At 63.1% G+C, this 14,095-nt stretch carries 15 protein-coding genes; 2 read left to right on the top strand and 13 right to left on the bottom strand.

The genetic code is table 11. The features are described 5' to 3' along the window. Window positions 1-28: 28 nt before the first annotated feature. Together lolB and BN2475_RS04815 are read right to left on the bottom strand one after the other, a co-directional pair. Window positions 29-661, bottom strand: a complete 633-nt coding sequence (lolB, locus tag BN2475_RS04820) for a lipoprotein insertase outer membrane protein LolB (protein WP_094778430.1) — start codon at window positions 659-661, stop codon at window positions 29-31. Then, window positions 661-2,502 carry a tetratricopeptide repeat protein gene (locus BN2475_RS04815; RefSeq protein WP_094778429.1) on the bottom strand — a complete coding sequence of 614 codons (1,842 nt, stop codon included), beginning with the start codon at window positions 2,500-2,502 and terminating at the stop codon, window positions 661-663. Before BN2475_RS04815 ends, lolB begins: the two co-directional genes overlap by 1 nt. A gap of 87 nt (window positions 2,503-2,589) precedes the next feature. Here BN2475_RS04815 and mutM point away from each other — a divergent pair, with 87 nt between their 5' ends. Both mutM and mutY read left to right on the top strand, forming a co-directional pair. Further along, on the top strand, window positions 2,590-3,420 hold the full coding sequence (gene mutM / locus BN2475_RS04810) for a bifunctional DNA-formamidopyrimidine glycosylase/DNA-(apurinic or apyrimidinic site) lyase (RefSeq protein WP_094778428.1): 831 nt from the start codon (window positions 2,590-2,592) through the stop codon (window positions 3,418-3,420). A 7-nt stretch (window positions 3,421-3,427) separates the two neighbouring features. Beyond that, the gene (gene mutY / locus BN2475_RS04805; protein ID WP_174641871.1) at window positions 3,428-4,567 is read left to right on the top strand and encodes an A/G-specific adenine glycosylase; all 1,140 of its coding nucleotides are present in this window, start codon (window positions 3,428-3,430) and stop codon (window positions 4,565-4,567) included. Window positions 4,568-4,607: 40 nt separating this feature from the next. Here the strand turns inward: mutY and BN2475_RS04800 are convergent, their stop codons facing one another. From BN2475_RS04800 to kdsD, 11 genes are all read right to left on the bottom strand, one after another. Continuing rightward, entirely contained in the window at window positions 4,608-5,243 is a 636-nt protein-coding gene (locus tag BN2475_RS04800) for an LON peptidase substrate-binding domain-containing protein (RefSeq protein ID WP_094778426.1), read from the bottom strand. A gap of 39 nt (window positions 5,244-5,282) precedes the next feature. Beyond that, the gene (rapZ, locus tag BN2475_RS04795; RefSeq protein WP_094778548.1) at window positions 5,283-6,176 is read right to left on the bottom strand and encodes an RNase adapter RapZ; all 894 of its coding nucleotides are present in this window, start codon (window positions 6,174-6,176) and stop codon (window positions 5,283-5,285) included. A gap of 95 nt (window positions 6,177-6,271) precedes the next feature. Next, complete coding sequence (hprK, locus tag BN2475_RS04790; protein WP_012431656.1) at window positions 6,272-7,240, bottom strand: HPr(Ser) kinase/phosphatase; 969 nt, start codon at window positions 7,238-7,240, stop codon at window positions 6,272-6,274. A gap of 112 nt (window positions 7,241-7,352) precedes the next feature. Then, complete coding sequence (locus tag BN2475_RS04785) at window positions 7,353-7,868, bottom strand: PTS sugar transporter subunit IIA (protein ID WP_094778425.1); 516 nt, start codon at window positions 7,866-7,868, stop codon at window positions 7,353-7,355. A gap of 284 nt (window positions 7,869-8,152) precedes the next feature. Further along, window positions 8,153-8,509 (bottom strand): ribosome hibernation-promoting factor, HPF/YfiA family, encoded by a 357-nt coding sequence (gene hpf, locus BN2475_RS04780; protein WP_094778424.1) that lies wholly within the window; start codon window positions 8,507-8,509, stop codon window positions 8,153-8,155. A gap of 170 nt (window positions 8,510-8,679) precedes the next feature. Continuing rightward, on the bottom strand, window positions 8,680-10,197 hold the full coding sequence (locus tag BN2475_RS04775; RefSeq protein ID WP_094778423.1) for an RNA polymerase factor sigma-54: 1,518 nt from the start codon (window positions 10,195-10,197) through the stop codon (window positions 8,680-8,682). Window positions 10,198-10,384: 187 nt separating this feature from the next. Then, window positions 10,385-11,170 (bottom strand): LPS export ABC transporter ATP-binding protein, encoded by a 786-nt coding sequence (gene lptB, locus BN2475_RS04770; RefSeq protein ID WP_094778547.1) that lies wholly within the window; start codon window positions 11,168-11,170, stop codon window positions 10,385-10,387. An 11-nt stretch (window positions 11,171-11,181) separates the two neighbouring features. Beyond that, window positions 11,182-11,853 carry a lipopolysaccharide transport periplasmic protein LptA gene (lptA, locus tag BN2475_RS04765; RefSeq protein ID WP_094778422.1) on the bottom strand — a complete coding sequence of 224 codons (672 nt, stop codon included), beginning with the start codon at window positions 11,851-11,853 and terminating at the stop codon, window positions 11,182-11,184. Window positions 11,854-11,873: 20 nt separating this feature from the next. Further along, window positions 11,874-12,482, bottom strand: a complete 609-nt coding sequence (gene lptC, locus BN2475_RS04760) for an LPS export ABC transporter periplasmic protein LptC (protein WP_094778421.1) — start codon at window positions 12,480-12,482, stop codon at window positions 11,874-11,876. After that, window positions 12,479-13,039 carry a KdsC family phosphatase gene (locus BN2475_RS04755; protein ID WP_094778420.1) on the bottom strand — a complete coding sequence of 187 codons (561 nt, stop codon included), beginning with the start codon at window positions 13,037-13,039 and terminating at the stop codon, window positions 12,479-12,481. The genes lptC and BN2475_RS04755 overlap by 4 nt, the downstream gene beginning before the upstream one ends. After that, the gene (gene kdsD, locus BN2475_RS04750) at window positions 13,039-14,022 is read right to left on the bottom strand and encodes an arabinose 5-phosphate isomerase KdsD (RefSeq protein WP_094778419.1); all 984 of its coding nucleotides are present in this window, start codon (window positions 14,020-14,022) and stop codon (window positions 13,039-13,041) included. Before kdsD ends, BN2475_RS04755 begins: the two co-directional genes overlap by 1 nt. Window positions 14,023-14,095: the final 73 nt, after the last annotated feature.

The following is a 14,095-nucleotide window of genomic DNA, read 5'->3' as shown; positions in this document are numbered from 1 at the left end:
GCGGCAAGGTTGCGTGAACAGACGCGGGTTACTGATCCAGCACGAGCTTGATGTCGAGCGGCGGCTCCGCACGGCTCAGGTTGAGGCGCTTCACGCCGGTGGCCGGCGCATCGGCATACGCGAGATAGTCGATTGTCCAGCCATCCTGTGTGATCTGCTTCAGACGCGACGGCTGCTCCGGATCCTTCTCGGTTCTGGCGAGTGACGTGGGTGCCGGCGAAGGCTGCAGCCAGTAACGCAGCCCCTCCACCGGCAGCGCGAAACCGAGCGCATTCTGCATCAGTGTCGACACGTTGTCCGCGGTGAGCGGCTGACGGTTGGGCAACTCCAGCGTAGCCGAAGCCGGCGACGACGTGACGATTGCCATCGTCTGGCCGAGCGGATTGCGCAGTTGCAGCGTCACCGTGTCGCCCGTTTCCTGCCACGAGAAGTTGCCATACGCGTTACGCTGCTGGCCGTTCTGGTCGTTGTATTGGACTGCGAAACGGCCCTGGTAAGCGCGGCTCGTTTGCGCGGTGACCGCGGTTGCGGCATTCGACGTGGATGGCCCCTGCGGTTTCACCGATGCACAGCCTGCCAACACGACGAGCGCCGCCGCAGCGAATCCAAGTAGCGCGCCGCGCGGCGCCCGGGGAGAGAAAATCAAACGGGCAAGATGCATCAAAGATCGTTTACCTGGAGACGTTGCAGCGTTTTGACAAGCGTGTCGTTGTCCGGCTCGAGCTTGCGCGCGTCGCGGAAGGCGGCACGAGCCTGCTCCTGGTCGCCGCTTTTCCACAACACTTCGCCGAGATGCGCGCCGATCTCGGCGTTCGGCTGGAGGTTGTATGCCTTGCGCAGCAGCTTGATCGCATCCGACGTATTGCCCATCCGGTATTTGACCCAGCCCACGCTGTCCATGATGAATGCGTCGTTCGGCGCCAGTGAAGACGCCTTCTCGACCAGCTTGTCCGCTTCCGGCAGGCGCTGATTGCGATCAGCCAGCGAATAGCCGAGCGCATTGTAGGCCTGAGGATTGTCCGGCTGCGTCTGGATCAGCTTGCGTAGCTGCGCCTCCATCACGTCGTAATGGGCGTTCTTTTCGGCGGCCATCGCGTAGTCGTAGGTGAGATCGGGGTCGTCGGGGAAGGCAGCGGTGGCTTGTTGCAGGCGTGATTCCGCCTCCGGGTAGCGCTTCGCGTCGAACAGGACCGCGGCGTCGGTGCGCGCGATCAACGCGAGGTCGCGCGGATCGGATACCTGCAGGTTGGCCAGCAGCTTGCGCGCGTCGTCGGGCCTGCCCTGCTTGGCGAGCAATTGCGCGCGCGTGATTTGCGCCGGCACGTATTGCTGGCTCGACGGCGAGATCTTGTTCAGCCAGTCGCTCGCCGCCGCTTCGTTCTTCTGTTCGAGCGATAGTTGCGCAAGGTAGATGTACCCCTGGCCCGCATCGGCGCCCGGCGTTTTTTCGGCCTGCTGCGCGTACTGGATCAAATACGCCTGCGCGTCGTTGAAATTTTTCTGCTGGATCTTGATCAGCGCGAGCGCCATCAGCGGCGTGAGGTCGTTCGCGTTGGCCTTGTGCATGATTTCGAACTGTTTCTGTGCATCGTCCAGCCGGTCACTCGCCAGATACATCTGCGCGAGCGCAAGACGCGCGTCATGCGACTTCGGATTCTGCTGCACGTACTTCTCGAGTGACGCAATGCCTTCCTTGCGCTCTTCCGGGCCCATCTGCGACAGCGTCAGCGCCGCCGGCAAATAGTCGGGCTTCAGCGTCAGCGCCTGTTCGAGCGACTTGCGCGCGCCGGGCGCGTCGTCCGCCACGAGTTGCTGGCGTGCGATGGCCAACTGCGCTTCCGGCCGGTTCATGTCGTTCTGCAGCAAATCCTGCAACACGTGCAACCCGCCGACCCGGTTTGGGCCGCGCGAGAGCAGCAACTGCAGCGCGAGGATCGCGCTGCCGCGATTGTCCGCGGGCACCTTCGCCAGTTCGCGGGCGAGAATCGGCGCGGCGTCGTCGGGTTTGCCGGACAGCACGAGCAGCGACGCGTCGATTTGCGCGGCGCGCTCCGAACTCGGTGCATACTGCTGCCACAATTGCGCGGCAGCCAACGCGTCCGCCGGGCTTTGCGCAGCCAGCGCGATTTCAGTGGCGCGCTGCGCCATGCGCGGGTCGTGCGTGTCGCGGGCGAGGGCGAGGTAGGTCTGATAGGCGGGCGCCGGCTGGTCGCGTTGCAGGGCGACTTCGGCGGCCAGCACCTGGAAGACGATCTGGCTCGACAACGGCACGTCGGGCAGCGACTTCTGATCTTCCGCCGAAGTCGGGCCCAGCGTGTCGGGCAGCGTGACCGAGCTGTCATCCGAATCCGGCCCCGGGCCCTGCGCGTACACGGGCCCCGCGGCCAGCGCCCAGACGGCGAGCGCGGCGGCGCCAAGCATCCGGCGGGCGGATACGGCGTGCGGCACGCGCGATGCGCGAGCCGGGCGCTTCGAAAACAGCTTCACGAAGGACAAGTTCATGGAAATCCGTTCAATGTTTCGGACGATTGTAACGCGCTCGCTACAATACGCGCACAACCACTCCCGCAAGTTGCAGACCAGTTAGACATGCCAGAGTTACCAGAAGTTGAGGTTACCCGACGTGGAATCGAACCCTATGTGTCCGGGCGCAAGGTTGAACGCGTCGACGTGCGTTCGCCCACGCTGCGCTGGCCGATTCCCGCAGACCTCGCGAAAACCTTGCGCGGCCAGATCGTCCACAAGGTGGAGCGGCGCGGCAAATATCTGCTGTTCGAAATCGACGCCGGCTGGTTCATTGTGCATCTTGGCATGACTGGGACACTGCGGGTGCTGCGTCATGTGCCGCATCCGCCGGCCGCTGCGAAGCACGACCACATCGACTGGATCTTTGACGAGTTCATTTTGCGCTATCGCGATCCGCGTCGCTTTGGCGCGGTGCTGTGGCACCCGCGCGAAGCGGGCGACATACTGGATCATCCGCTGCTCGCGGGGCTCGGTGTCGAACCGTTCTCGCCGGCGTTCTCCGGCGCGCTACTGCACCGGCTCACGCGCGGGCGCAAGGTCTCGGTGAAGCAGGCGCTGCTGGCCGGCGAGATCGTGGTGGGCGTGGGCAATATCTATGCGTCGGAGAGCCTGTTTCGCGCCGGCATCCGACCGACCACCGCGGCCGGCCGCGTCTCGCTGGTTCGCTACGATTTGCTCGCGGACGCAGTGCGCGTGACGCTCGCCGCCGCGATCGAGAAGGGCGGCAGCACGCTGCGCGATTTTGTCGGCAGTGACGGCGAAAGCGGTTACTTCCAGCTCGACTATTTCGTCTATGATCGCGCCGGGCTGCCATGCCGCGTGTGTGGAACGCCGATCAAACAGATCGTGCAGGGGCAGCGCTCCACGTACTTCTGTCCCACTTGTCAGCGCTAAATCGTCAATGCCTTCCCGCTTAACACCGCGTACCACGTCGCGTTCAACTTCACCTACCGCTCCCGATGCACCCGCGTTTGCGGTCATGGCCGATTTTTCCGCGCGGTTGATCGCGTGGCAGCGCCAGCACGGCCGTCACGATCTGCCGTGGCAGAACACGCGGGACCCGTATCGCATCTGGCTGTCGGAAATCATGTTGCAGCAGACTCAGGTATCGACGGTGATTCCGTACTACGCCCGATTTGTTGCGCGTTTTCCGGATGTCGCGGCGCTCGCCGCGGCGCCGGTGGACGACGTGATGGCATTATGGGCCGGCCTCGGCTACTACACGCGCGCACGCAATCTGCATCGCTGCGCGCAAGTGGTGGTCGAGCAGCACGGTGGCGCGTTTCCGGCATCGGTCGACGAGCTCGCGGCGTTGCCGGGCATCGGCCGCTCGACGGCCGCGGCGATCGCATCATTTGCCTTCGGCGCACGCGCGACGATTCTCGATGGCAATGTGAAGCGGGTGCTGGCGCGCGTATTCGGCGTCGAAGGTTTCCCGGGCGAGAAGAAAGTCGAGAACGCCATGTGGACGCTGGCTGAGTCGCTGCTTCCGTCGCATGCAACGGACCACGACGTCAGCTCGTACACGCAAGGCTTGATGGACCTCGGCGCAACCCTGTGCGTGCGTGGCAAACCGGACTGCCTGCGCTGTCCGTTCGCCGTCGACTGCGTAGCCAATGTGACCGGACGTCAGCGCGAATTGCCGACGGCGCGTCCGAAGAAGGCTGTGCCGACACGCCGCACGTGGATGCTGGTGCTGCGCGACGGCAACGCGGTGATGCTCGAGAAGCGGCCGCCGTCGGGCATCTGGGGCGGCTTGTGGAGCCTGCCCGAAGCCACCGATGAAGCCGCGCTCGCCGAGCGTGCGCGCGCCTTCGGCAGCGACGGCGTGGTCTCGCCGCTCGCGTCGCTCACGCACGTGTTCACGCATTTCAAGCTGGATATCGAGCCGCGGCTCGCGCAACTGGATCGTCGCGTCGGCGGCTTGGCCGCACTGGGTGACGCGGATACCGCATGGGTTGCGCTCAGCGATCTCAATTCGTTCGGTGTGCCCGCGCCGGTGCGCAAACTGCTGGACGGTTTGCAGGGTTCGCTGATCTAACGAATCGGATTGCGTCGAGTTCTCAGATGCGTGGCCGCACTTAGAGCAGTTGATGTTGTTGCATATAGTGATGAACGACGTCGATCCGCGCGCCGGCGTCCTGTAGTTCCATCAACTTCTGACGCGCACGCAACGCGATCGGCAGCACTTCGGCGAGACGGTTCGATACCCACGACGGATCGTCGAGCCTGAATGGCTCCGCGAATGGCAAGCTGTCCGGGTCTCGTTCGCGGATTGTCGCGATGATCCTTTCCAGCACCTCCGCGCACGCGCCGAATTTGGCAAGCAACTCGTTGCCCTCGAGCGGCGCGTCGTCGGCTATCGGCTCCGCCATGCCGACCAGCAGCCCGCCGCTCTCCACGCGATGCGACAGCAGCCGAAAGCGCCGCGTGCCGCGGGCGCGAATCAGCAGCATGCCAAACGCCTCGACATCGCATTCTTCGATTTCGGCAAGACAGCCAATTGCTTCCGGTACCGAAGGCTCTTCTTCGCGCGCCACTTCCGCACCGCTCTTCAGCAAGCACACGCCGAACGGCGTTTTTTCACGCAAACACTCGCGCGCCATGTCGAGGTAGCGCGCTTCGAAAATCTTCAGCGGCAGCAGTCCATCGGGAAACAGTACCGTGTGCAGCGGAAACAGCGGCACATCGACAAGCACAGTAGGAGTAGAAGACATGGCGCAACGCTTCGGGTTGAGGCCGCGCGATGCGGCCGGTTAAGCCACCAGCTTCGATGATTCGCCAACTTCGAGCGGCGCATCGCGGTGCCGCACAATCACATTCGCCGACGTTGCGAGACGCGCGGCAAGCGTCTCCGCAATGAACACCGAGCGGTGCTGGCCACCCGTGCAACCGATTGCGACGGTGAGATAGCTGCGATTGTCGTCGCGGAAATGCGGCAGCCATTTGGACAGAAACTTCTCGATGTCGTCGATCATTTCGTGGACGACCGGCAGTGCATCGAGAAAATCGATCACCGGTTTGTCGAGGCCCGTGAGCGGTCTCAATTCATGATCGTAGTACGGGTTCGGCAGCGTGCGTACGTCAAAAACGAAATCCGCGTCGAGCGGCACGCCGCGTTTGAAGCCGAACGACTCGAACATCAGCACGAGCCCAGCTTCCTTCTGCTCGATGAAGCGTTTGACCCACGCGCGCAGCACATTCGCGCGCAGATTGCTGGTGTCGATCTGATGGCCGAACTCGGCCAGACCCGCCACGAGCTCGCGTTCGCGTTCGATGGCTTCCGCGAGCGAGGTGAGCAGGCCGACGTCGGCGTCGTGCGCGGTGGAACCTGAGAGCGGATGGCGGCGGCGCGTTTCGGAGAAGCGCTGGATCAACGACTGCGTGCTGGCGCTCAGGAATAGCACGCGTACATCGTGAGCGCGCGACAGGTCGCGGATCATCGCAGGCATTTCGTCGAGGGACCCGCCCGAGCGCGCGTCGATCGCGACCGCGAGGTGGTCTTGCCCGTCCTCGGCGAGATAGGCGGCGAGTTGCGGCAGAAAGCGCGGCGGCAAATTGTCGACGCAGTAATACCCTGCGTCTTCGAGCGCGTTCAGGGCAACTGACTTGCCGGAGCCGGAGATACCAGTGATCAGAATTATGCGCATGGCGTCGTCGAAACCGTACATTTCATCATAGCATCTGGTCTCCTGCGTGTGCCTGCGGCCAGCCCCGGCTGCGGGCGCTGCATCGCGCTACCGGCTCAGATCAGTTTGCCGGGAAACTGGCTGTCGGGGTCTTGCATCGCGAGGCGCTGGCGATCCATGAAGTCGCGTAGTGTGTCGATGCCGCGCAATTGCAGAATCGTGTTGCGCACGGCCGCTTCGACCAGCACCGCAAGGTTGCGGCCCGCGGCCACCTGAATCGTGACCTTGCTGATCGGCAGGCCGAGCACGTCGACGGTTTGACTTTCCAGCGGCAGCCGCTGGAATTCACCATCGGGACGGCGTACCAGTTGCACGATCAGTTTCAGCTTCATTTTCCGGCGCACCGCTGTTTCACCGAAGATCGTCTTGATGTCGAGCAGGCCGAGCCCGCGCACTTCGAGCAGGTTTTGCAGCAGCGGCGGGCAGCGCCCTTCGACGAAGTCCGGACCGAGGCGCACGAAATCGACCGCGTCGTCGGCGACGAGGCCGTGGCCGCGGCTGATCAGTTCCAGCCCGAGTTCACTCTTGCCGAGGCCCGAGTCGCCCGTGAGCAGCACGCCCATGCCGAGGATGTCCAGAAACACCCCGTGCAGCGTCGCCCGCGGCGCGAGAATGCGCGACATGTACAGCCGCAGGCTGTCGATCACCGCGGCGGCGGACATCGGCGTGGTAAACAGCGGCGTGGACGAGCGCGTGCAGCGCAGCACCAGTTCCGGCGGCGCGGCGACGCCGCCCGCCACCACCAGGAACGGCGGTTCCAACGCGATCAGCTCGGCCATGTGGCGCGAGCGGTCTTCGTCGGTCTGACGTTTGTAGTAGTCGATTTCGGCGTCGCCGAGCACCTGGATCCGGTTTGGGTGGATCAGGTTCAAGTGGCCGACGAGGTCGGCACTTGACGTGGCATTTGCAACCGATTCGGAAGAAAAGCCGCGTTCCCAGCCTTCATGCCCCGTCAGCCAGCTGAGCTTCAGCATGGCGGCGTTGTCGTCGAAAATGCTCTGGGCGTTGATGCTGGACGTATCCATGAGTCAGTGACTCCAGTGTGGGTCGCTTGCCGGACAAACAGGCGGACGCCCTATCGCGAGCCGCGCGTATTCCTCGACGGTACTCGCATGCGAGCGGATAACCGCCGATGCATCAAGGTTGCCACTGAGTGAGCAGGCGATGCAACGATTCGCGGTTTTCTTCCGTATGCAGGCGCTCGCGGGCCTCGCGATCAGACAGCAACTGGGCGATTTCCGAAAGAATTTCGAGATGCTGCTGGGTGGCCTGTTCGGGTACGAGCAGAAAGATCAGCAGCGAAACCGGCTGACCGTCGGGCGACTCGAAGGGGATGGGGTCGGCGAGGCGGACGAACGCGGCGAGCGGCTGCTTCAAGCCTTTGATCCGGCCATGCGGAATCGCGACGCCTTCGCCGAGCCCCGTTGATCCGAGGCGCTCGCGCGCAAACAGATTGTCAGTGACTGTGCTGCGGGCGATACCGTTCTGGTTCTCGAAGATCAGGCCCGCTTGCTCGAACACGCGCTTCTTGCTGGTGACCGATAGTCCGACGACGACGTTCTCGAGGGGAAGAAATTTGGCTAAACGATTCATGTTGGCAGGCGAAAACGTGGCCTGGGTTTTCCTCGCTAGGGCGTTTGAGTGGCGTTCCATTCGTTCGATGCTCGCGAAGACATGCGTTGGAGTCTGAAAGCACAAGACTCCCGCCGGCCGACTTTTTTTCCGCGTGCGCTGGCTTGACCCCGATGGTAACCGGAACATTATAGAACAGGGGAGCCGCAGATGGTGCGGCGCGCCATCGATGCGCGATGGGTTTTTATCGGCTCGGTCCGCGAGTTGCGCCGACCTGCGAAAAGAGCGTCCAAAAACGAAAAAACCGCCCGATTCTGGGCGGTTTTGCCAGGCTAAGAGAAATGAAGGCAGCCCTCTAATTTCCCTTATTGCGGCGGCACATCCAGGTGCGGCGCCGGTTGATACTTGATCGCATCATGCTGATGGCCTTGCAGGCGACTCTTGTGGCGTATCACTTGCCGATCGAGCTTGTCGATCATTAGATCGATTGCAGCGTAGAGATCGCTGTCGCAGCTCTCGACAAAGATGTCTTTGCCCTTGAGATGCAGGTTGATTTCAACCTTTTGACGCTTCTCCTTTTCCTTGTGGTTGTCGACCGAGAGGACCACACTGCCGTCGATTACCTGATCGAAATGTCTTAGCACCCTATCCAGTTTGGTGATCACGTATTCGCGCAACGCAGGCGTTACTTCGAGGTGGTGTCCACTGATCTTGAGATTCATAGTGCTTCTCCAAGCTAGTGGCCGCTTGTTCCGCACGATGACAAAAGCCCGGTCGATCGTTCGGCTTGCCTGAGTCGCCCCCCGGTGACTGACATCTGGCAGGTCGCATCGGCCGGCCTGTCCGCCAACTGCGGGGCGGCCGGTAAATGCCCATCACGGAAGGCGACGGGCTACAGAGACTTGCGCAGGTTGACTGCCGGGATCTTGAGCGCTTCGCGGTACTTCGCAACGGTACGCCGTGCGACCACAAAGCCCTGTTCCGCCAGCAGTTCGGCTATGCGACTGTCTGAGAGAGGCGTTTTGGGGTTTTCCGCTCCTATCAGTTGTTTGATCAGCGCGCGAATGGCCGTGGAAGAGGCCGCGCCGCCTGTGTCGGTCGAAACGTGCGATCCGAAGAAGTACTTGAACTCCAGCGTCCCGAATGGGGTCAGCATGTATTTACCGGTTGTCACACGCGAGACAGTCGACTCGTGTAGGCCCAGCGTATCAGCAATCTCCCGCAAAACCAAGGGGCGCATGGCAATTTCGCCGTGTACGAAAAAGCTCTTCTGACGCTCGACAATCGCTTGCGCGACCCTCAGGATCGTCTCGAAACGCTGCTGTATATTCTTGATCAGCCAACGGGCTTCTTGCAGTTGCTGGCGCAACGAACCGCTGCCCGGGTCCCCCCGGTTATTGCGCAGAATGTTCGCGTACAGGTGATTGATGCGCAGCTTCGGCACCACCTCCGGATTCAGTTCGGCCTGCCAGCCCTGGGCCGTTTTGCGCACCATGATGTCCGGCACCACATAGTCCGCTTCCGCCTTGCCATAAGCAGCGCCGGGAAACGGCTCGAGCGAGCGGATCAGCATATGCGCGTCGCGCAGATCGTCGTCGTTCGCCTTCAAGTGTTTGCGCAGGCGCGTGAAATCGCGTGCCGCAAGCAGTTCCAGGTAGTGGGCGACGATGTCGAGCGCCAGTGTTCTTGTAGGAGATGGATCGAGCCGCAACAGTTGCAGCTTGAGACATTCCGACGCAGAGCGTGCGCCGACGCCCGCCGGATCGAAGCTATGCAGCAGCGCGAGCGCGGCATTCAATTCGTCCAGGTCGACTTCGAGCTCTTCAGGCAGATCCGCAAGCACTTCGTCGAATGTGGCGGCGAGGTAGCCGTCGTCGTCCAGTGATTCGATCAGGAACGTGATCAGCGCCCGGTCGCGTTGACCCGCCTGGGTGACGCGCAATTGCGCCATCAGGTGGTCGCGCAGCGAGGTGCTCGATTCATGGATTTGCAGCGGCGGCAGATCGTCGTCGTCCGACGCGGTGCCGGAGCGGCCGTAGTCGTCGAGATTCCATTGCGAGGCGTCGCCGTTGCTGTCGCCCGACAAGCCGTTATATTCGTCGACACCCTGCGGTTCGCCGCTTTCGGCGCGCTCGCTGCCGCTGGTGCTGGATGACGATCCGTTGCCGCCCATCTGGTCGGGCGGCGGGGCGGAATTGGGTGCCTGGGCGATCAGCGAACCGTCAGCCGCCACGCGCAAGGGGCTCGCGATCCAGTCGTCCTCACTCTCGAGGAGCGGATTCTGCGAGATCGCCGTTGCGACTTCCTGCTGCAGTTCGAGCGTGGACAGCTGAAGCAGCCGAATGGACTGCTGCAGTTGTGGCGTCAGCGCAAGATGCTGCGATAGGCGGAGTTGGAGGCTGGCTTTCATGGCAAGTTGAGATTCATTGTAGAGAGTTTGCCACGACCGCGATATACCGTGCGACATTCGCAATGACGTATACACCCGTTTTCGACGGATGCCGGCCGCGAGACGGCCCGGTCAAAAATGCGGATGTGCGCCCGCCGCAGGGGAGCCGACGGACGCGCGCTGGCGCCGCCGGCAATCCCGTGTGCGCTTACATGCGGAAATGCTCGCCCAGGTACACGCGCCGCACGCTTTCGTTTTCGATGATTTCGCTCGGCGCGCCGGCGGCCAGCACGCTGCCGTCGCTGATGATGTACGCGTGGTCGCAGATGCCGAGCGTCTCACGCACGTTATGGTCGGTGATCAGCACGCCAATATTGCGCTGCTTCAAAAATTTGACGATTTTCTGGATTTCCAGAACCGCGATCGGATCGACGCCCGCGAACGGCTCGTCGAGCAGGATGAAGCTCGGATTGGTGGCCAGTGCCCGGGCGATTTCGACCCGGCGGCGCTCGCCGCCCGATAGCGACAGCGCTGGATTCTCGCGCAGGTGCGCGATTTGCAACTCGTCGAGCAAGGCTTCGGTGCGGGTCGTGATGGAGTCCTTGCTGAGCCGCTTGCCGTTGTCTTCGTGCTGCAACTCCAGCACCGCGCGAATATTTTCTTCGACGGTGAGCTTGCGGAACACCGAGGCTTCCTGAGGCAGGTACGACAGGCCCAGCGAAGCCCGCTTGTGGATCGGCAGCAGGCTGATCGACTTGCCGTCCAGATCGATTTCGCCCGCATCGAGCGGCACGAGGCCGACGATCATATAGAACGAGGTCGTCTTGCCGGCGCCGTTGGGGCCGAGCAGACCCACTACTTCGCCGCTTTTTACGTCGAGCGAAACGTCTTTGACGACCGTGCGCGAGCCGTAGCGTTTCTTCAGATTGCGCACGACCAGCGAACTGCTGGTGCCGGCCGGCTTGCGATTGGGGAGCGACGCGACGGCGCTCACAGATTCGGTGCTCACTGGTTCGGCGCTCCCTGGATCGTGGTGGACGGCGCGAGCGTGGCCCCACCGCCGCTCGGCGGGGTGGCGCCGGCGTTGCGCGGCGACAGCATCGCCCGCACGCGGCCGGTCGGGTTGCCCGGGCCGGCAACGTCCTTGCCCGCCTTCGCAGTGTAGAAGTCGGTCTGGCCGTCATACGTGATCACGCTGCCGTGCACCTGGTCGAGCAAGGTCGACAGGCCCTGCAGGCGCCGGACCGTTGCGTTCGTCGTGAGCGTGGTCAGATCCTGCCTGCCGTCGTAGTCGATACGGATGGCCGTGCCTTCGATGTATTCGTCAAGACCTTCACGTTTCTGGCGGAAATACGACAGATTGCCGCCGCTCGAGGTACCGGTGGCGTACTGATAACCCTGCGGGTCCTGCCTCACTTCGACGCGATCGGCCTTGATCACGATGGTGCCTTTGGTGGCGACCACGTGGCCGGTAAAGATGGTGATCTGCTTGAGATCGTCGTAAGTCATGTTGTCCGCTTCGATGTTCAGCGGCTTGTCCTTGTCGGCGCGGTCCGCGTGCGCAAGCGGCGCGAAGCCGGCGAGCGGCAACGCGACGAGCAGCGCAGCGAGTCCGGCGCGGCACGCGGACACGGCGCGCGAGCGGCCGGTATCAAAACGGGGGAACGAATCGTTCATGCAGTCACGCCTGGAATGGATTACCCGGGTTGCTTGGGCGAATTACCGCCGGTGTCGGACGGGGCGATCGCGCCTCTGACGTTGCCGAACAGCTGCATCAACCGGGTGACATTGTTGTAGTTCATGCCGCTGGCAGTCATCACCGAAATGCCGCGCTGAAGTTTAACCGGCTTTTCAGTCTCGATCACATCGTCGTTGACCAACACCCTGAAATGCTCCGAATCCGCCTGCATCTGCGGATCGCCGCTGCCGGGCGCCCGCAGGATGCGCGCGTTGCCGTACAGATCGACGATCGATGCATCGGCATTCACCGTGCCGGTGTCGCCGGTCGCGGTGACGATCGGCTTGCCGGGCTGGAAGGCGCGCATGGCCGGTTTGACGAGGTCGCTCAGTTCGTCGTCCTCGTAATGGATCAGCGACTGGGCGGTCAGGCGGTATTGCGTGGCGCCCGACTGATCGAGTTCGGAAACCGAGAAATTGTCCGCGAAGTAGTCCGGGGTGTGCTCCTTCGGACGCGCGGCGCCTTCGTTCTGGCGCGGCTGTGTGGCTTGCAGCAACCACCATGTGATACCGGCGAGCGCGGCCATCGCGACCAGCGGAATCAGCGAGGTCAGGCGAAACTGGTTCATCCGACGAGGCCTCGCTGTTCGCCGCTACAGGCTGCCGCGAGCAGTGCTTCATATTTGTGCTGCGCGCGCAGCAGCGTGTCGCAGACTTCGCGCGCCGCGCCGTAGCCGCCGCGTGCCTCGCTGACCCAATGAGCCCGCGCGATCACTTCGGGATGCGAATTGGCCGGCGCCGCCGCGAAGCCGACCTTCAGCATCACGGCCAGATCGACCCAATCGTCGCCCATGTAGCCGCATTCCTGCGCGCTCATGCCGGTTTGCTGCAAAAGGTCCGAGAACGCCTGAAGTTTGTCCTGCACGCCCTGATAGACGTGCGTGATGTTCATTTCCTTCGCGCGTGCCGCCACGATGCCCGACTTGCGCCCCGTGATGAGCGCGGTCTCGATGCCGGCCTGGCGCAACAGCTTCATGCCGTGGCCGTCCATCGAGTTGAAGCCCTTCATCGTGTCGCCTTCCGCCGTGAACAGCAGACCGCCGTCGGTCAGCACGCCGTCGACGTCAAAAATCATCAGCTTCACGCGGCTGGCGCGTTCAGTAGCGGTAGGAGGAGCGATGGCCATCAGATCACCTTCTTCGAAAACAGGTCGTGCATATTGAGTGCGCCAATCAGCTTGCCTGCTTCGTCGACGACCAACATCTGATTGATGCGATAGCGCTCCATCAGTTCCACGGCTTCGACCGCGAGATGGTCCGGACCGATGGTGCGCGGGCCGGCGGTCATCACCGAAGCGATCGACAATTGACGGAAATCGCCGTCGCGTTCGAGCACGCGGCGCAGGTCTCCATCGGTGAAGATGCCCGTCACACGGCCGTCCTGGTCGACGATCGCGGTCATGCCCATGCGCTTGGCGGTCAACTGGAACAGCGCGTCGCGCACGGTGGCGTCGGGCGCGACCTGTGGCAACTGGTCGCCGGTGCGCATCACGTCGCGTACATAAGTGAGCAGGCGCCGGCCGAGCGCGCCGCCCGGATGCGAGCGCGCGAAATCGTCGCGGCCGAAGCCGCGTGCGTCGAGCACCGCGACCGCGAGCGCGTCGCCGAGCGCGAGCGCGGCGGTGGTGCTGGCGGTCGGCGCGAGATTCATCGGGCAGGCTTCTTTCGCCACGCCGGAATTCAGGTGCACGTCGGCCAGTTGTGCGAGACTCGATGACGGACGTCCCGTCATCGCAATCAGCTTCGCGCCAATCCGCTTGATGAGCGGCAGGATGGCCACCAGTTCCTCGGTTTCACCGGAATTGGACAGCGCGAGGAACACGTCGTCCTCGGTGACCATGCCGAGGTCGCCGTGACTGGCTTCCGCGGGATGCACGAAGAACGCGGGTGTCCCGGTGCTGGCCAGCGTGGCCGCGAGCTTGCGGGCCACATGACCGGATTTGCCGATGCCGGAGACGACCACGCGCCCACGGCAACCCAGGATGAAATCGACCGCCCCTACGAAATCATCGTCGAGTTGGTCGCGAAGGGCGCGTACGGCGTCCGCTTCGATGTCGAGCACGTCACGAGCGAGCATGAGTGCCCGGTCGCCATTGATTTTCGCTATCATGCGCGGAGTATAGCAAAGGCGCTTGTTCGCCGCGCCGGGCCTGCTGTGCCAAGCCGCTGCCTTTACCGGCCCC

This window comes from Paraburkholderia ribeironis (genome assembly GCF_900019265.1).
Taxonomy (GTDB): domain Bacteria; phylum Pseudomonadota; class Gammaproteobacteria; order Burkholderiales; family Burkholderiaceae; genus Paraburkholderia; species Paraburkholderia ribeironis.
The sequence above is the reverse complement of the archived record's forward strand: the minus strand, read 5'-3'. Positions and strand labels throughout refer to the sequence as shown.